Origin of the sequence: Micromonospora orduensis (genome assembly GCF_006228125.1) — a bacterium.
Lineage (GTDB): Bacteria > Actinomycetota > Actinomycetes > Mycobacteriales > Micromonosporaceae > Micromonospora > Micromonospora orduensis.
The window spans coordinates 1-16,552 of record NZ_VDFY01000137.1 but is presented as its reverse complement, the minus strand read 5'-3'; the positions used below and the strand labels follow the sequence as shown (position 1 = coordinate 16,552).

The following is a 16,552-nucleotide window of genomic DNA, read 5'->3' as shown; positions in this document are numbered from 1 at the left end:
CCCGGGGGCCTACGGGGCGGGTGGTCTTGGGAATGGCGTGTTCCCAGGTGCGTTGGCAGGAGCCGCCCATCACGATCAGGTCGCCGTGGCCCACCGGAAAGCGCAGGCTCTCGCCGCCACCGCGTGGGCGTAGCAGCAGCGGTCGGGGTGAGCCGAAGGAGACGATCGCGACGATCGTGTCGGTGTGCGCCGAGCGGCCGATGGTGTCGCCGTGCCAGGCCACGCTGTCGCGACCGGACCGGTAGAGGCACATGCCGGCGGTGACGAAGGGTTCGCCCAACTCGGGCGCGTAGTACCCGGTGAGCGCGGCCTGCGCGGCGGTGAGCACGGGGTGGGGGAGCTGCCTCGCGCCGTCGTACCAGCAGAGCAGGCGGGGCACGTCGACCTCGGCGTCGTACATGGTGCGCCGTTCGGCACGCCAGGGCACATCGGTGAGCAGGGTGTCGAGGACCGTGTCGGAGCCGCGCACCCAGCCGGGGAGGTGGTCGACCCAGGCGCCCCGGCTGAGCTGGTGCCGGCGGATCTGGCCGGGCAGCGGCCCCAGGGCCGGCCCGGCGTCGGCCAGGTCGAGCATCGACGGCTGGTAGGCGGCCTGCGTCATGCAGCCACCCTAGCAGCACTTTCGTACACCCGTGCTAGGTGTTGATCCGCATCGGTCCGCTGCTGATCGGCCGGATGGTGCTCGATCTCGGACGCGTCGGCCGCGGCCCGCGAGTCTGACCTTCGGAGGTCAGCCGGGGACGGCGGCGGTGCGAACGGCGTCGAACACCGCGTCCACCACTCGGGCCCTGCCCTGCCCGTCAACTGTGGACCAGGCGCGCGCGGCGAGGGTCGCGCGCCGTTGCGGCGAGCTGAGCAGCCCGTGCAGGGTCCGCGCCGCCGTCGCGCGGGCGGCTCGTCCCGCGACGCCACCGGCGGTCAGCTCCGGCAGTTCGCCGAGGCCGGCGGCCAGGCCGTGCCGGACCACCCGGGTGTACGACTCACGTTGGTTGTCGACCACGCACACCAGTGCGCCGGGTGCGCCGAGGCAGCAGAGTTCCCAGGTGGACGTGCCGGCGGCGCTGACCACCAGGTCGGCGTCGGTGATCAGTGCCGGCAGTGAGGTGGTGGGCGGGACCGGTCGGATGATCTGCCCCCGGCTGGGGGTGACGTCGTCGACCTCGGCCTCGATCTCGGGTCGCCCGACGATGACCGTGAGGTCCATCGGGTGACCGGTGGCCACCAGCACCCGGGTCAGGACCGGGGCCGCGCCGACCGCGTCGGTGCCGCCGAAGAAGGCCAGCACCCGGGGGCGGCTGACCGCGGTGGCGGGCGGGGCGACCGGCGGCCGGGCGCTGATCACCGTGTCGCGCAGCAGGGCGTACCCGCTCCCGGCGAGCAACCGGCCGGGCAGCCCCACCTCGGCACCCAACCCCGCCAGCTCCGCCGCCGTGCCCGGCCCGGGCAGCTCCGCCCCGAAGTTCTGGTCGAGGTAGAGGTCGGCGACCTGGCCTCGGCTGTCGCCGTCGATGATGGCGAGGGTGTACACGCCGGCGGCACGCAGGGCGCCCGCGCCGGCCGGGTCCAGCTCGTAGGAGTCGAGGACCATCACGTCCAGGTCGTGCCGGTGGGCGGTCTCGACCAGACCGGCCGGCGAGGCGGGGCCGGGGTGCAGTTCGATGCCGCGTGCGGCCAGTTCGGCGACGGCCCAGTCGAGCCGTTCGACGGTGCCGAACACCGCGACGTGGGCGCCGCGGGCCTGGAACTCCTCGGCGAGGGCCAGGCAGCGTACGAGGTGCCCGACACCGCGTCGCGGCCCGGCGTCGCAGCGCACCCCGACCCGGATCGTGTTCAGGACTCCTCCAGCCGCTTCTGGCGGACGTCGGCGTTGAGCGCCCGCAGCCGGGGCTGCCCGTCCAGCCAGTCGGCGAGTTTGGCCAGCGGCACGCTGACGTCGCCGAAGTGGTCGACGACGGCGCTGACCAGCGCCCAGTCCTGTTCGGTGTCGAGGGTCAGCCGCAGTCCGGAACGGTCCGGGGTGAGCGTCACCCCGAGCACCCGGAACAGGTCGGGGTGGGTGTACGCGTACGAGGTCACGTGCACCCGGTGGTGCCCGGTGGCGAGCCGGTCGAGGGTACGCAGCGCGTCCGCCCGGATGATCTCGACGTCCAGCCCCCGGGGCAGCGTACGGGCGATCGACGTGCTCGCGTAGTCCAGTCCGGGGACGGCCCGGTACACGGCGGCGACCAGCGTGATGATCTCCGGGTCGAGCAGGGGGCAGTCGGCGGTGAACCGCATGACCGCGTCGCCGGGGTGCGCGGCGAGGGCGCCCACGAACCGGTCCAGGACGTCGTCGACGGGCCCTCGGTGGCACGGCACGTCCAGCCGCTCGCACTCGGCGACGACCGCGTCGTCGACCGGGTCGGTGCTGGTGGCGACCACCAGGTCGGCGAGGACGCCGCTGTCGCTGGCGGCGTGCACCACCCGGCCCAGCACGGACCGTCCGGCGAGCGGGCGGAGCACCTTGCCGGGCAGGCGCGACGATCCCATCCGGGCCTGCACGATCCCGACGATGCGTGGTCCGGTCACTGCTGCTCCTCCTGCCTCGGGGCGAGCACCGTGCGGGCCCGGCGCTTGGCGGCGCGGGCGCCGCGCTTGGCGAGCCGGGCCGGTGTGATGGCGAGCCGGCCCACCCGGTAGCTGAGTGAGCCGCTGAGCAGGCCGATCGTCGTCTCGGCGCGGCGCAGCGCCCGTTCGCGCGAGGTCAGCAGCTCCTCGGTCCACGCGGTAAGCGCCGCGAGTCGGCTCAGTTCCTCGCGCTGACGCAGCCACGCCTCGCGCAACTGCTGGTAGCTGTGCGGGCCGACCGGCGGGTCGGTCGGCGCGACGGCGTGCAGCCGGGTGGCGAGGGTGACCCGGCCGTCGGGGTCGAGCTGGTGCAGGGCCGCCGTGATCTCCGCCTCGGCGTCCACCGCGTCGGCGACTGTCGCGCGGTCGAGGTCGCGTCCGGCGAGCCCGCCGAGCACCACGGTCAGACCGGCCACGTCGAGGGTGGACGACCACGGGTGCGCGTACCCGCCGGTGAACAGGTCCGCCGCGAAGCGCCACAGGCTGCGGGCCAGCACGACGTCGGCGGGGAGGGCGCGGGTGGCCCGCCAGCTCGCGTCGAGGATGGCGTACCGCCCGCCGTCGACGACCACGTTGTCGGTGCCGGCCAGCGCGGTCGCGCCGACGATGAGCCCGTCGGGGTCGGCCTGGTCGGCGAGCCAGCCCGCGTACCCCCGCAGCAGCGCGCGCAGGGTCGCCAGGTCGCGGCGCAGGGCCGCGTCCAGCAGGAGGGTACGCAGCAGCCGGCCGAGCGGTACCGGCCCGCTCAGCGCGTCCGGGTTCCGGTACGCGGCCACGCGGCTGGCGAACGGCTGCGCGGCCGGCAGGCCCGCGCCGCTGCCCGGGTTGAGCCCCCATTGCCAGCCCGACGGCCCGTCGAGCACCTCCAGCACGCCGATCCCGGGTTGCCCGGTCTGCGCGAGGGCCACCGGCAGGTCCGCGTCGGGTGCCGGCGTGGGTGTCCCGTCCCGGCGGGCGAGCATCAGCCAGCCCGGCGCGAGGTCGGCGGCGCGTCCGGCGTGCAGCGCGTCCACCGCCAGCCGGGCCGGGTCCTGAAGGACCGTCGTGCCGGTGAAGCCCGCCGCGCAGGCGCCGTGCAGCACCGCGTCGAACAGGCCGGAGCCGGCGCCCCGGTCGAGCTGGTCGGCGTCGAGCAGCGCCGTGGGGGCGCCGGAGTCGGGGTACGCGGCCCAGCAGGCGGCCGGCAGCAGCCCGGCGCCGCGCAGCCGCTCGCGGAGCTGGTCGCGGTTCGCCGGGTGGGCCTGGTCCAGCACACCACCGATCACCCAGGCGGAGTCGTCCCGGCCGGCGTACCAGGGAATGGTGTCGACGAGTCGGTGCAGTCCGAGCGGGTTGTCCAGGCGCAGCAGCAGCGCGCCACCCGGCCGCAGCGCGGCGACGAGTCGCGCCAGCACGCCGTCCCAGCCGAGCCGGGTGCCCTCCACCGACTCCACCGGGTCCAGGCCGGCGGCGGCGATGACCACGTCGTACGTCTCGTCGGCGGGCAGCCCGGCCGGGCCGCCCACCACCACGTGGGCGGCGCGCGGGGCGAGCGCCACCGCGTCCGGGTGGCTGCGCAGCAGGCAGGTCACCTCGGCGTGGGTGAGCCGGTCGAGCAGCGCCGGATCGTGCGGGCCGGCCAGCAGGACCCGGGCGCCGGACGGCACGATCCGGGCTGCCAGCGCGGCGAGCGGCCCACCGTCGGCCAGCCGTTCGCGCGGCAGGTCGGACCAGGCCAGCATCTCGCCGCCCGGCAGGGTGATCCGGCCGGCGGGTGCCGTCTCAGTCGTCACGGTCTTCCTCTTCCTCCTGGAGGTTCGCCCAACCGAGCAGCTCGCGCAGTTCGGCAGGCGAGCAGCGGTGGTCGGTGCCGAGTTCGGCGCGGGCGATCTCGACCGCGGTGGGCAGGTCGACAGTGGGGCCGTGCAGCTGCGGCCACTGTCGCCGGATGCGGGCCGTCCCACCGAAGGTCGGGTCCTCGTTGGACAGGATCATCGGGTCGCCGTAGACCGCCGGTTCGCAGCCCGCCGCGATGCCGTAGAAGATCGCGCTGGTCAGCCGGTTGGAGGCGACCCTGCGGTGCCGACGCAGCTCGGTCAGCTGCTTGTCGAGGAACTCCGGGTCGGTGTCCTTCCACCAGTGCCCCCGGTAGCCGTGGCAGATCACCCGGAAGCCGGCGCGCTCGTAGAGCCGGCGGACGTTGCGCATGCCGTACTCGTGCCAGTACAGGCAGACCGTGACCGGGCCGGGCTCGGTCTCCCGGATCAGGGCGATCAGCTTGCGGTGGTCGCCCTTGACGTGCTGGCCCTCCCAGCCGTGGAACGGGTACCAGATGGTGCCCTCGCGCTCCTCGGCCGGCGGCTCCTCGGGACGCATGGCCAGCAGGTACACGAACGGCGCGCCGATGACGACCACGTTGCGCCGCCCCACCGACCAGGCCCGGCGGCGGGTCTGCTCCGACCAGAGCAGGCTCGGGGCGCGGTCGGCGTACGGGTGGCCCGGGGCCAGACCGTCGCCGATGTTCCAGCCGTGCTGCACGTACCCGTTGATCCGCGGTGGGTGCCGGTCGCCGAGACCGGCGTAGCGGGCCAGCACGTGCGCGTGGCCGTAGAAGTGGTTCGCGTGGTGCATCAGGTCCCCATCAGGCGGCGGAACGCACCGCGCTGCCCCGCAGAATCGCGGTCAGCGCGTCGACGACGCGGTCCTGGTCGGCGTCGCTGAGCCCCGGGTAGAGCGGCAGCGACAGCTGCTGGGAGTAGAACGACTCGGCCACCGGGCAGGATCCGCGCCGGTAGCCCAGATCGGCGAACGCCGGGTGCCAGTGCACCGGGAGGTAGTTGACCTGGACGCCGATGCCGGCGGCGCGCATCCGGTCGTACACCTCGCGGCGGCGGCCGTCGAGCACCCGGATCGGGTACAGGTGCCATGCCGGGTCGGCCCACGACCGGCGGGTGGGCGTCACCACGCCGTCCAGGTCGGACAGCGCCTCGTCGTAGCGGGCGACCAGGGCGGCCCGACGCGCCTTGAACCCGGCGAGGCGGCGCAGTTGGCTGCGGCCCAGGGCGCAGAGCACGTCCGGCAGTCGGTAGTTCAGCCCGAACTCGTGCACCTCCTGGTGCCAGCCGCCCTCGTCCGGAGAGCGCAGGTCGTCGCGCTCGCGGACCACGCCGACGCCGCGGAACCGGCGGGCCCGCTTCAGGATCAGCGGGTCCAGGGCGGCGACCGCCCCACCCTCGGCGGTGGTGAGGTTCTTCGTGGGGAAGAACGAGAACGTGGTCAGGTCGGCGAGCGAACCGACCGGCCGGCCGTGGTACGTCCCGCCGATCGAGTGCGCCGCGTCGGCGAGCAGCAGCGCGTCGCTGCCGACCAGCGACCGGCGCAGGGCGTCGTAGTCGGCCGGGTGGCCGGCGTAGTCGACCGCGGCGACGACCTTCGTGCGCGAGGTGACGGCCGCGGCGGCGGCGGCCGGGTCGAGGCAGAACGTCTCGTCGTCGACGTCGGCGAACACGATCTTCGCGCCGAGGGCGACCGCGCTGCTGGCGGTCGCCACGAACGTCATCGGCGGGACGACGACCTCGTCACCCGGTCCCACCCCGGCGGCCGCGTACGCCACGTGCAGCGCCGCCGTGCCATTGGAGACGGCGGCGACGCCGACCCCGCCGGTCCACCGGGCCAGGTCGGCCTCGAAGGCGTCCACCTGCGGACCGGTGGTGAGCCAGTCGCCGCGCAGCACGTCGGCGACGGCCGCGATGTCGTCCTCGGTGACCGACTGCCGGCCGTACGGGAGCATCCCCGTCATGCGGTGAGGCCGAGCATGTCGCGCAGCTGCTCGACGCTGAGCCACTCGTCGTTGGTGTCCGACTGGTACGCGAAGCCGTCCGGCACCGGCTCGCAGTCGACCGGCGGCTGGTAGCCCCAGCCGGCGATTGTCGGCTGGACGATGTAGCGGTCCTTGGCGCGCAGCGTCCGGCGGCTGTCGTCCGGCGCGATCATCTCCTCGTGCAGCTTCTCCCCGGGCCGGATGCCGATCTCGTGGGTGGTGGCGTCCGGCGCGACGGCCTCGACCAGGTCGAGGATGCGCATGCTCGGGATGCGTGGCACGAACAGTTCGCCGCCCTGCATCTGGTCGAACGAGTCCATGACGAACTGGACGGCCTGCTCCAGGGTGATCCAGAAGCGGGTCATCCGCTTGTCGGTGATCGGCAGGCTCTTGCCCTCGGCGGCCAGCCGGTGGAACAGCGGAACCACCGAGCCGCGGCTGCCGACCACGTTGCCGTAGCGGACCACCGCGAACCGGGTGGGGTGGTGGGCGGCGTAGTGGTTGGCCGAGACGAACAGCTTGTCGCCGACAAGCTTCGTGGCGCCGTACAGGTTGATCGGGCTGGACGCCTTGTCGGTGGAGAGCGCGATGACCTTCCGGACGCCGGCCTCGATCGCGGCGTCGACCACGTGCTGCGAGCCGGTGATGTTTGTGGCGATGAACTCGGAGGGGTTGTACTCCGCGGTGTCCACCTGCTTCAGAGCGGCGGCGTGCACGACGTGGTCCACGCCGTGCATGGCGCGGGTGAGGCGGTGCCGGTCCCGGATGTCGCCGATGAACCAGCGCAGCCGCGGGTCGTCGCCGAGTTGCTGGCGCAGCTCGTACTGCTTGAGCTCGTCACGGGAGAACACCACCACTCGGGCGGGGTCTGCCTCGTTGAGGATGTGCCGCAGGAAGGTCCTGCCGAAGGAACCCGTTCCCCCGGTGATCAGAATGGACGATCCATTCAACTCACTCAATGTGGTGCTCCCGTGTTCGTGGATGAACGGGCGGCCCTCGGCCGGCCGACCGGGGTGACACGCTAGCCATGGCGGGTTAACGCCTCGGCGCTCGCCGGTTAACCACGTCCACTGCTCCCGTGAATGCCGGACGCCGCGCAGGCGAACACTTGCGCACGTCCGCGAAGCGGGCTGACCAGGCCGGATCCGGCCGCTACAGTGGCCGCGCGAGCGACCCGGCCGACCCTCGTGCCGCCGGTTCCCGCGTTCACCCGACAGGCGCGCCACCTCGGCGCGAGCGATTCACCCCCACGCGTGTCACCGGCCGTCCGTAGCGCGGTCCGGCGCGCGCACCACCGGCCCGGCCGGCGAAATCAGGAGGCGTTGATGGCATCCGGCAGCGACGTGATGGAACGGCCGGCGGCTCCGGCCGGTACGCCGCCCGCCGCGCCCGCGCGGCGCTGGCTCGTGCCGCTGCTGCTGCTCGTCGGGTGGGTGCTCAGCGTCGCCTGGCGGATGTGGCTGTCCCGGCACATCGTGCTGCCGATCGCGCACACCGACGAGGACAGCTACCTCAACACCGCCCGCGCGCTGGCCGGTGGCCCGGGCGGGTTCAGCAGCGAGAACGACCTGCTGCGTCGGGTCGGCTACCCGATGCTGATCTCGCCGGCGTTCCTCGGCGACCGGGACTTCGCCGACAGCTACCGGCTGGTCCAACTGATCAACGCGATGGTGAACTCGACGCTGCTGCCCCTGGCGTACCTGCTGGGCCGGCGGCTGCTCGGGTTGCGCCGCTCGTACGCCCTGGGCGCGGCGGTGGTGGCCGCGACCCTGCCGGCGACCGCCTTCTACGCCGGCGTCGCCATGATCGACGCGGTGATGGCGCCGCTGGTGGTGGCCTGGCTGCTCGCCGTGCACCGCTGGATCGGGCGGCCCGGGCCGCTCGCCGCGGCCACCGTCGGCCTGTTCGTCGGCGCGTTCCACCTGCTGCACTCCCGTGGCCTGGTGATCGTCGGAATCCACGCCGGTCTGGTCCTGCTGCTGCTCGTCCGCCGCCGGATCAGCCCCGCCGGGGTGCTCGCGGCGCTGGCGCCGGTGCTGGCCCTGGCGCTTGTCAACGAGGCAGGCATCCGGCTGCTCGGGGACAAGGTGTACCTACTGGGCAGCACCCCGGGCGGCAGCGTGGTCGACGCGGTCGCCTCCGCGCAGGGTGTGGTCCGGGTCGGCGCGGCGGTCACCACCCAGCTCTGGTACCTCGTCGTGATCACCTTCGGGATGGCCGGGGTGGCCTGGGCCGCCGCCGTCCGGGAACTGTGGCGTCCGCGGCAGGGCGACGCGACGCGCTGGACGATGGGCGTCGCGCTGATCACGAGCATCGGGGTGGCCAGCGGGGCCTCGGTGATCCTGGCCAGCATCACCGGCAAACCGTTGGACGCGATCTACGGGCGCTACGTGCAGATGCTCGCGCCGTTCTGGATGCTCGTCGGGCTCGGGGTGCTGCTCACCGCCGGGCGCCGGGTGGTGCTGCGCCGCGCGGCGGTCGCGGTGGGCCTGCTGGCCGCCGGTGGCGCGCTCGTCGCGGCCCGGCTCGCGTACGTGGCCAGCCGGGGGCACACCCTGCGGTACGGCGGCTTCGGCGCGCCCGACCTGATGGCGTTGACAGGCGGCTGGCGGGAGATGCGCCCGGTCGTCGGGTCGCTGATCGGCGTCGCCTGCTGCGTGCTGCTGGTCGCCGCTGCCCGGGTTCCCCGCCTGCGGCTGCCGATCCTCGGCGCCCTCGTGGTCGTCAACCTCGTCACCATGCAGGTGATCGACCAGCGGCTGGTGCGCCCCACGGTGGCGAGCACCGCGCCCACCCCCCGGGTGGCCGACGTCGGGGTACGCCCCGGCGAGCGGGTGTGGGCGTCCACAGGTGTGCACTACATCCTGCGGTTCAACCTCAGTCACCAGGTGACCTGGACCGACGTGCGGTGGTTCCGCGAGCAGCCGCCGGCCGCGGCGCAGGTGGTGTTCGCCCGCTGGGCGCCCGGCCAACCCGACGACTGGGACGGCGCCCGGTACGGCTTCGTCCGGCTCGGCGGCAACGAGCGCCAGCACTGGGCGGCGTGGCGACGGGCCTGACCCCGCTTTTTGTGAACGGCTGATGTCCAACGGGGGCAGCAGCGGTTAATCGTGTCCGACCATTGCGCGAATATGCGCGACAATCAGCGTCGGCGGCGGTCGGTCTGGTGGAGCGAAATGGGGATGACCATGATTTCCCGACCGTCGGACATCTCCCGGCGGCCGGTGCCCTCGACAAAACGGAAACGCCTGTTCATCTGCCGTACGACGGTGTTGTGCTCCAGCACCTCCCCGTCGAGCCGGTCCAGGTGCAACCCGTCGAAGGCGTACTCCACGGCCTCGCGCATGATGCCCAGCCAGGCGGGCAGCGTCTCGCCCCGCCCGGCCAGCCCGTCGGAGTCCAGATAGAAGCCCCAGGCGCCGGTTCGTGGGCCGTCCAACCGCAGGTCGAAGAAGGTGACCACACCACAGGGGTGGTCGTCGCGGACGTACACCAGCACCCGCCGCGACGGGTCGTCGCGGACCGCCGACCACCACCGGGCGTGCTCCTCGGCGCTGATCTCGTGGCTGTTCTTGCTGACCTGCCGGTTGGCTTTCTGATTACGCCAGGACAACATCAGGTGAACGTCGTCCGCCGTTGCTTCGCGCAGCACGTGCCTCTCGCTTTCAATCTGTTCACGCCCGGTCCGGGAACCTTACCCGGGTGCCCCCGGGAAATCGGATACGCATTCGTTGGGTTGTAGACTCCGGCGCATGAACGAATTGAGTCGCGCGCAGATCCGCGACCTCATGGCGCAGGTGTTGAAGAACCAGGACAAGGAGCTGCCCGCCGACGACGCGGCGCAGCTGCGGGAGATCGGCTTCCGCTCACTGGACTTCTCCGAGCTGGCCCTGCGGGTGGAGGACGAGACGGGGGAGGAGCTCAACTTCGACGCCCCTGGCCTGCGCCGCATCGCCACCGTCGGCGACGTCCTCGACTTCCTCGTCGAGCTTCAGCACCAGTGACCGTCGCGACACCCGGCCCCGTGGCGGCCACGCATCCCGAGCCGGCCGGCGTCGACAACCGGGTGGTCGTCGGCGGCGTCGCGCTGACCTGGCGGGAACTGCCGACGCCGGCGCTGCCCGACCCCGCCGCGGTCCTTGCGCACTCCGCCGCCCACGCCCTCGCCGCCGCGCGGCAGCACGCCGTGCGCGGCACGGAGCTGCTGCTCAGCACCGCGAGCCGGGTGGACGCGGCGATGCGCGCCGACCTGTCGGAGGCCGGCTTCGCGGTCACCGTCCTCGACGACGACGGCACGCATCCGAGCGCACCGGCCCGACCGCGCGCCGCCGACCCCGGCCGGCTCTGGCTGTTGACGTCCGGCTCGACCGGCCGTCCGAAGCGGGTCGGGCACACCCTCGACACGCTGACCACCGTGCGGGCCGACCAGCCCGAACGGACCTGGCTCTGCCCCTACGCCCCCGGCACGTACGCCTGGTGGCAGGTGGTCACCCTGTCGTTGACCCAGCCCGGGCAGCACCTGGTCGTGGTCGAGCCGGACGAGCTGGACGACTGGCCCGCGGTCGCCGCCGCGCACGGGGTGGACGCGGCCTCCGGCACGCCGACGTTCTGGCGTCGCACCCTCTACCGGGACGCCGCCGCGCTGGCCCGGGTGCCGCTGCGCCAGATCACCCTCGGCGGGGAGCCGGTGGACCAGGCGATCCTCGACCAGCTGCGGGACGTCTTCCCGACCGCCCGGATCTCCTGGATCTACGCGTCGTCGGAGGTCGGTGCGTCCATCGTGGTGCACGACGGGCGGGCCGGGTTCCCGGTCGACTGGCTGGACCGACAGGCCCCCGGCCGGCCGACGCTCTCCGTACGGGACGACGAGCTGGTGGTCACCTCCCCCTTCCACGGGGCCGGGCTTGCCGGCCCGGTGCGCACCGGTGACCGGGTGCAGGTGGTCGACGGTCGGGTGCTGATCACCGGGCGGCTGGACTCCGACGAGATCAACGTCGGTGGCAGCAAGGTCTCCGCCGGTGTGGTGCGCGGCGTGCTCACCGGGCACCCGACCGTGGCCTGGGCCCGGGTCACCGGCCGCCGCGCCCCGGTGCTCGGCCGGATGGTGGTCGCCGAGGTGGTCCTCACCCCCGCCGACCCGTCCGAGCCGGCCTCCGCCGACGCCGGCGTGCCGGACGAGGCCGCGCTGGTGCGCTGGTGCGCCGACCGGCTGCCCGACCACGCGGTGCCCCGCCGGATCCGTGTGCTTACCGAGATCCCCGTCAAGGAGACCCTGAAGAGCGATGTCTGACCCCGCCGACACCCAGCTCGTTCCCCCCAGCTCCGTCGTCCTCGTCTCCGGGGGCTCACGGGGGCTGGGCCTGGCCATCGTCACCGACCTGCTCGACGCGGGCGTACGGGTGGCCGCGTTCGCCCGTACCGTCACCCCGGAACTGGAGAAGCTCGCCGCTGAGCGCCCCGACCGGGTGCACGTCGGCTCGGTGGACGTCACCGACCTGCGCGCCGCGCAGGCCTTCGTGCGCGAGGTGGAGCAGCGCCTCGGCCCGATCGACGGCATCGTCAACAACGCCGCCGTCGGGCAGGACTCGCTGCACGTGCACACCGCCACCGACGACATCGCCCGGATCATCGAGACCAACCTGACCGCGCCGCTGCAACTGACCCGGCTGGTGGTCCGCCGGATGCTCGGCAAGGGTCTGCGCGGGCGGATCGTCAACATCACCTCGATCTGCGCGCAGCGTGGTTTCCCGGGCCTGGTCGCGTACTCGGCCACCAAGGGCGGCATGGACGCGGCCACCCGTTCGCTCGCCCGGGAGCTGGGCGGCCGGATGCTTGTCAACGCGGTGGCGCCCGGGTTCTTCGCCTCGGAGATGTCCGCGGTGCTCGGCCCGACCCAGCTCGACCAGATCGTGCGCCGCACCCCGAGCGGTCACCTCACCGATCCGCTGGAGGTCGTACCGGTGGTACGGATGCTGCTGCGCGAGCACACCAACATCAACGGCCAGGTCATCGTGGTGGACGGTGCCGCCTCCATCTGACCTGCGGCCGGCTCCCGTCCCGATGCCGTCGGGGCGGGGGATCGGTGGCGACAGCCCGCGTCCGGTACCGGGACTGCTGGCCGCCGCCGAGCAGCACCTGCGCATCGGGACCCCGACCGCGCTGGCCGACGCGGTGACCCGCAGTTACCTCGACGACGGCCGCTGCGTCGGCTGGTCCGGGCCGCCGGCGCCGGGCTGGCGGGTGGCGATCGACGCGGAGCGCGCCGACGCCCCGGTGCCTCCGGCGCTGGCCCGCCGGTTCGGCGGCACGGACTTCTGGGCCCGGTGGACCCGGGCCGAATGCTGCTGCAAGCTGGCCGACGTGCCGGTGGTGGCGTGGTGGCGCCGCTACGGTCTCGGCACGCCGTCGGACGGGGCGGCGCTCTGGCGGACCCTGCGCCTCGCGGACCTGGTGGTCACCGTCGGCGTCGCCCCGGTGCCCAGCCCCGCCGCCCTGGCCGTGGACGACCGCCGTGCCGGCGACGTCGGTGGGTGCCCGTAGAGCTGCCCCGTGCTCGGGACGGCTCCACAGGCACCCCACCCGTCCGGCGAGCCGGCATCCGGGCCGATTCTCAGATCAGGTCCCAGCTCAGGGGAGTGCCGCGCGGAACGTCGGTGGTGAAGGTGCGGCCCAGCACCCGGTCGATCTCCACCGGTGCCAGCCCGCCGGCCGGCCGGATCGACCGGACGTTGTGCGCGGTCACCGGGTCACCGGCCCGGACGTCCTCGACCACGAACAGCGAACGACGGAACCGCAGCCCCTCCCGCTCGGCCGGGGTCGGGCCGATCGCCCTGCCGCCCAGCGCGGCGTACGCCCGGCCCGACTCGGCGACAAGCGCCGACAGTTCGGCCGGATTCAGGGAGAAGTCCGAGTCCACGCCGCCGTCGGCGCGGTCAAGCGTCACGTGCTTCTCGATGAAGCAGGCGCCCAGCGCCACCGAGGCGACAGCAACCCCGATGCCTGGTGTGTGGTCGGAGAGGCCGACCGGCACGTCGAAGGCGCCGGCCAGCACCGGCAGCCGGCGCAGGTTGCTGTCGGCGGGCGGCGCCGGGTAGGACGCGGTGCAGGCCAGCAGGATGATGCCCGCCGCGCCGCCGTCGCGGGCGGTGCGCACCGCGGCGTCGATCTCGGCGACCGTCGCCATCCCGGTGGAGATCACCATCGGTTTGCCGGTGCCGGCGACCAACCGGATCAGCGGCAGGTCGACAAGCTCCGACGAGGCGATCTTGTACGCCGGTGCGTCAAGTGACTCCAGCAGTTCCACGGCCGTCGCGTCGAACGGAGACGAGAAGACGGTCAGCCCGCGCTCGCGGGCCCGCTCGAAGATCGGGGCGTGCCACTCGTACGGGGTGTGTGCCCGCTCGTAGAGGCGGTACAGGTTCTCCCCACCCCACAGCTCGTGCCCGCTGGAGATGCGGAACGCGGGGGTGTCGACGTCGATCGTGATCGTGTCCGGCCGGTACGTCTGGAGCTTGAGCGCGTGCGCCCCGCTCTCGGCCACCGCGTCGACGATCGCCAGCGCGCGACCCAGGTCTCCGTTGTGGTTGCCGGACATCTCGGCGACCACGAGGGGTCGCTCGCCGGCACCGACCGCGTGCGGTCCGATCTTGATTGTCGCCGTCATTGGGACCTCTGCTCAGGTACGTCCGCACCGGGGTGCGGTGGTGCTGTCGTCGTCCCCCCGAGGGGCGGACGACCTGGAAAACTCCGGCGCCGGGAGCCGACCCGGCGCCCGGCGTGGTGTGTGACGCCGGCGGTCACGGCAGGCGGCCCCCGGCCAGCGCGTCGGACCGGTCGGTCGTCGCGGTGGGCTCCGCGTCCCGCGTCGTGGTGGGGTGTGCTCGGTTCGGGTCCTCGTCGGTCCCGGCGCCACCGTCGGGGCTCGCCGTCGGGCCCGGGCGGCGCAGCCGGCCCGCGACCCGGTGCGCCTGGCGCAGCGCCGAGTACGCCAGCCAGTCACCGCGCCCGACCAGCCGGTGCTTGAGCCCGGTCACGCCTGCGGGCGCCGGGTAGCCGCCGGCGGGCAGGTAGCGGCGGTAGTGCTCGGCGACCCGGTGGAAGAACGCCCGCCGCAGGTGCGGGTGCAGGCGGTCGTCGTTGCCGACCACCACCAGATAGTGGCTGATCATCAGCTCGAACAGTTCGGCCTGCAACCGCTCGTCCGGGTGTTTGCGGGCGACCCAGTCCATCAGCCGCTCGTACTGGCCGAACGCGTCGAAGTGCCGGCCGCTGCGGGTGGAGGTGATCGCGCCCTGGCGGCCCTGCCGGTACAGGTAGCAGACCCGGTCCAGCACGGAGATCTTCTCCGCGCCGATGAGCAACGGGTGGCTGAACGGGATGTCCTCGTACCAGCCGGGGAAGAACCGCAGCTCCAACTCGTCGAGGAAGGCCCGGCGGACCACCTTGTTCCAGGCCGTGTGCTGCACCCGCAGCAGGTGCGGCTGGTCGGCCAGGCGGACCACACCCGGCACCCCGCGCAGCAGGTGACTGCTCGCGTCCACCTCGCGCCGGCCGTCCTCGTGCACCCGCAGGTGGTCGAGCATCAGCACGTCGGGCTGGTGCTGGCGCAACCGGTCCAGCACCGCCGCGATGCTGCCCGGGGGCAGCCAGTCGTCGCTGTCGACGAACCAGACGTACCGGCCGGTGGCCACGTCGAGGCCGGCGTTGCGGGCCAGCCCCAGACCCACGTTGCTGCTCAGGTGCACGACCCGGACGCCGTCGCGGCCGGCGTACGCGCGCAGCATCGCGCCGCAGCCGTCCGGTGACGCGTCGTCGACGGCGATCAGCTCGACCGCGTCCGACTCGCCCGCGGGAATGTCCGCCCGGATCGACTCGAGGCACTGGTACAGGTACGCCTCGACGCCGTACACGGGCACGACGATGCTCAGCAGCGGTGCGTGCGTCGGCTCATTGACCACGCCGCCACCTTCGACGACCCGGGTGGCCGGCCCCGGAACCTGACGTGGCCGACGAAGGTGGAGTCCCTGAACTCCCGCCGAGCGGAAGGTTAACGACGCTCGTCCGGTTCACCCGGGAGTGACCCGGTAGGGTGCCCCGGTGCGGCCCAGCCGGGTCGTCGCGGGCGTCGCCGTGGCGCCGTCCGACGCCGCGCCGAGGAGGAGACGTACGTGCTGGTGACCCTGCGGATCGTCAGGCGACCGGCATGACGAGCACCACCGACGTCCCGGCGGCCCGGCCCGCCCCGCTCACCCGGCTGCCCTCGCTGACCGGGCTGCGCTGGATCGCCGCGCTGCTGGTCTTCGGTTTCCACGCCGGCACCATGCGGATCATCGCCGAGCCGGACTACAGGGCCGTTGTCGACGCGCTGTTCACCCTCGGCCTGTCCGGGGTGCAGTTCTTCTTCGTTCTCAGCGGGTTCGTGCTGGTCTGGTCGGCCCGCCCGGGCGATTCCCGGCGGACGTTCTGGCGCCGGCGGGTCGCCAAGATCTACCCGAACCACCTGGTGCTGTGGACGGCGGCGCTGCTGGTCGCCTGGTGGTTCGCCGACCCCGTCCTGCCGGCCGTCGCGTTGGAGAACCTCCTGCTGTTGCAGGCCTGGGATCCCCGCCCGGGCTGGTTCTACAGCATCAACACGGTGAGCTGGTCGCTGTCCTGCGAGTTCTTCTTCTACCTCTGCCTGCCGCTGGTGCTGCCGCTGCTGCGCCGGGCCCGTCCCGCGGTGCTGTGGACGCTTGTCGTCGCGCTGCCGCTGCTGATCCTCGCGCTCTGGCCGGCCCAGCAGCTGGTGCCGGAGGACAGCCGCTGGTGGTTCACCCAGATCTTCCCGCCGGCCCGCTCGCTGGAGTTCTGGTTGGGCGCGGTGGCGGCCGAGCTGATGCGCCGGGGCCTCTGGCGCGGACCCGGCCTGACCGTCGCGAGCGCGATCTTCGTGGCCACCTGGGTGGCCGCCGCACAGTGGATCCGCGCCGAACTGTGGACCACCCTGCTGGCCGTGGCGTACCTGCTGATCATCACCGCCGCGGCGGACGCCGACGTGCGGGGCCGGCGCTCGCCGTGGCGGTCCCGGCCGCTGGTCTGGCTCGGTGAGGTCTCGTTCGCGTTCTACCTCGTGCATGTGCTGGTGATGACGAGCGTGCTGCGGTGGAC

At 73.3% G+C, this 16,552-nt stretch carries 16 protein-coding genes; 6 read left to right on the top strand and 10 right to left on the bottom strand.

What is annotated here, in order from left to right; all coding sequences use genetic code 11:
* The 7 genes from FHG89_RS11450 to pseB form a co-directional block, all read right to left on the bottom strand.
* On the bottom strand, positions 1-601 hold a 601-nt coding region (locus FHG89_RS11450; protein WP_139584356.1), incomplete at its 3' end, for an alpha-ketoglutarate-dependent dioxygenase AlkB.
* Between the two features lie 129 nt (positions 602-730).
* Positions 731-1,834, bottom strand: coding sequence for a PseG/SpsG family protein (locus FHG89_RS11445; protein WP_139584358.1), 1,104 nt, complete (start codon positions 1,832-1,834; stop codon positions 731-733).
* Complete coding sequence (locus FHG89_RS11440) at positions 1,831-2,568, bottom strand: cytidylyltransferase domain-containing protein (RefSeq protein ID WP_139584355.1); 738 nt, start codon at positions 2,566-2,568, stop codon at positions 1,831-1,833. Before FHG89_RS11440 ends, FHG89_RS11445 begins: the two co-directional genes overlap by 4 nt.
* On the bottom strand, positions 2,565-4,379 hold the full coding sequence (locus FHG89_RS11435) for a class I SAM-dependent methyltransferase (RefSeq protein ID WP_139584354.1): 1,815 nt from the start codon (positions 4,377-4,379) through the stop codon (positions 2,565-2,567). The genes FHG89_RS11440 and FHG89_RS11435 overlap by 4 nt, the downstream gene beginning before the upstream one ends.
* On the bottom strand, positions 4,369-5,217 hold the full coding sequence (locus FHG89_RS11430; protein WP_139584353.1) for a hypothetical protein: 849 nt from the start codon (positions 5,215-5,217) through the stop codon (positions 4,369-4,371). The genes FHG89_RS11435 and FHG89_RS11430 overlap by 11 nt, the downstream gene beginning before the upstream one ends.
* 10 nt (positions 5,218-5,227) lie before the next feature.
* Positions 5,228-6,385 carry a DegT/DnrJ/EryC1/StrS family aminotransferase gene (locus tag FHG89_RS11425; protein ID WP_139584352.1) on the bottom strand — a complete coding sequence of 386 codons (1,158 nt, stop codon included), beginning with the start codon at positions 6,383-6,385 and terminating at the stop codon, positions 5,228-5,230.
* The gene (pseB, locus tag FHG89_RS11420) at positions 6,382-7,365 is read right to left on the bottom strand and encodes a UDP-N-acetylglucosamine 4,6-dehydratase (inverting) (RefSeq protein WP_139584351.1); all 984 of its coding nucleotides are present in this window, start codon (positions 7,363-7,365) and stop codon (positions 6,382-6,384) included. The genes FHG89_RS11425 and pseB overlap by 4 nt, the downstream gene beginning before the upstream one ends.
* A 366-nt stretch (positions 7,366-7,731) precedes the next feature.
* On the opposite strand from pseB, the gene FHG89_RS11415 reads away from it, so the two are divergent.
* Complete coding sequence (locus tag FHG89_RS11415; protein WP_139584350.1) at positions 7,732-9,465, top strand: hypothetical protein; 1,734 nt, start codon at positions 7,732-7,734, stop codon at positions 9,463-9,465.
* Positions 9,466-9,548: 83 nt separating this feature from the next.
* Here FHG89_RS11415 and FHG89_RS11410 read toward each other — a convergent pair whose 3' ends face one another.
* The gene (locus FHG89_RS11410; protein ID WP_139584349.1) at positions 9,549-10,058 is read right to left on the bottom strand and encodes a GNAT family N-acetyltransferase; all 510 of its coding nucleotides are present in this window, start codon (positions 10,056-10,058) and stop codon (positions 9,549-9,551) included.
* A gap of 100 nt (positions 10,059-10,158) precedes the next feature.
* Between FHG89_RS11410 and FHG89_RS11405 the strand changes: the two genes are divergently transcribed.
* The 4 genes from FHG89_RS11405 to FHG89_RS11390 are packed head-to-tail and all read left to right on the top strand — an operon-like array spanning position 10,159 to position 12,946.
* Positions 10,159-10,410: an acyl carrier protein gene (locus tag FHG89_RS11405; RefSeq protein ID WP_091401397.1), complete on the top strand. Its 252-nt coding sequence runs from the start codon at positions 10,159-10,161 to the stop codon at positions 10,408-10,410.
* 20 nt (positions 10,411-10,430) lie between these two features.
* On the top strand, positions 10,431-11,696 hold the full coding sequence (locus tag FHG89_RS11400) for an AMP-binding protein (RefSeq protein ID WP_244295360.1): 1,266 nt from the start codon (positions 10,431-10,433) through the stop codon (positions 11,694-11,696).
* A complete protein-coding gene (locus FHG89_RS11395; RefSeq protein ID WP_139584347.1) occupies positions 11,689-12,444 on the top strand; it encodes an SDR family NAD(P)-dependent oxidoreductase in 756 nt (251 codons plus the stop codon). Before FHG89_RS11400 ends, FHG89_RS11395 begins: the two co-directional genes overlap by 8 nt.
* On the top strand, positions 12,428-12,946 hold the full coding sequence (locus FHG89_RS11390; protein WP_244295359.1) for a hypothetical protein: 519 nt from the start codon (positions 12,428-12,430) through the stop codon (positions 12,944-12,946). The genes FHG89_RS11395 and FHG89_RS11390 overlap by 17 nt, the downstream gene beginning before the upstream one ends.
* Positions 12,947-13,016: 70 nt before the next feature.
* Here the strand turns inward: FHG89_RS11390 and pseI are convergent, their stop codons facing one another.
* The gene (gene pseI, locus FHG89_RS11385) at positions 13,017-14,069 is read right to left on the bottom strand and encodes a pseudaminic acid synthase (RefSeq protein ID WP_139584346.1); all 1,053 of its coding nucleotides are present in this window, start codon (positions 14,067-14,069) and stop codon (positions 13,017-13,019) included.
* Between the two features lie 133 nt (positions 14,070-14,202).
* Positions 14,203-15,363, bottom strand: coding sequence for a glycosyltransferase family 2 protein (locus tag FHG89_RS11380; RefSeq protein ID WP_139584345.1), 1,161 nt, complete (start codon positions 15,361-15,363; stop codon positions 14,203-14,205).
* Positions 15,364-15,608: 245 nt separating this feature from the next.
* On the opposite strand from FHG89_RS11380, the gene FHG89_RS11375 reads away from it, so the two are divergent.
* The coding region (locus tag FHG89_RS11375; protein ID WP_139584344.1) for an acyltransferase family protein at positions 15,609-16,552 on the top strand (944 nt) is incomplete at its 3' end.

Excerpts from the sequence above, each read along its gene's own strand:
- FHG89_RS11430 (WP_139584353.1), bottom strand. The coding sequence starts at position 5,217 with ATGCACCACGCGAACCACTTCTACGGCCACGCGCACGTGCTGGCCCGC.
- FHG89_RS11395 (WP_139584347.1), top strand. The coding sequence starts at position 11,689 with ATGTCTGACCCCGCCGACACCCAGCTCGTTCCCCCCAGCTCCGTCGTC.
- FHG89_RS11415 (WP_139584350.1), top strand. The coding sequence starts at position 7,732 with ATGGCATCCGGCAGCGACGTGATGGAACGGCCGGCGGCTCCGGCCGGT.
- FHG89_RS11425 (WP_139584352.1), bottom strand. The coding sequence starts at position 6,385 with ATGACGGGGATGCTCCCGTACGGCCGGCAGTCGGTCACCGAGGACGAC.
- pseI (WP_139584346.1), bottom strand. The coding sequence starts at position 14,069 with ATGACGGCGACAATCAAGATCGGACCGCACGCGGTCGGTGCCGGCGAG.
- FHG89_RS11405 (WP_091401397.1), top strand. The coding sequence starts at position 10,159 with ATGAACGAATTGAGTCGCGCGCAGATCCGCGACCTCATGGCGCAGGTG.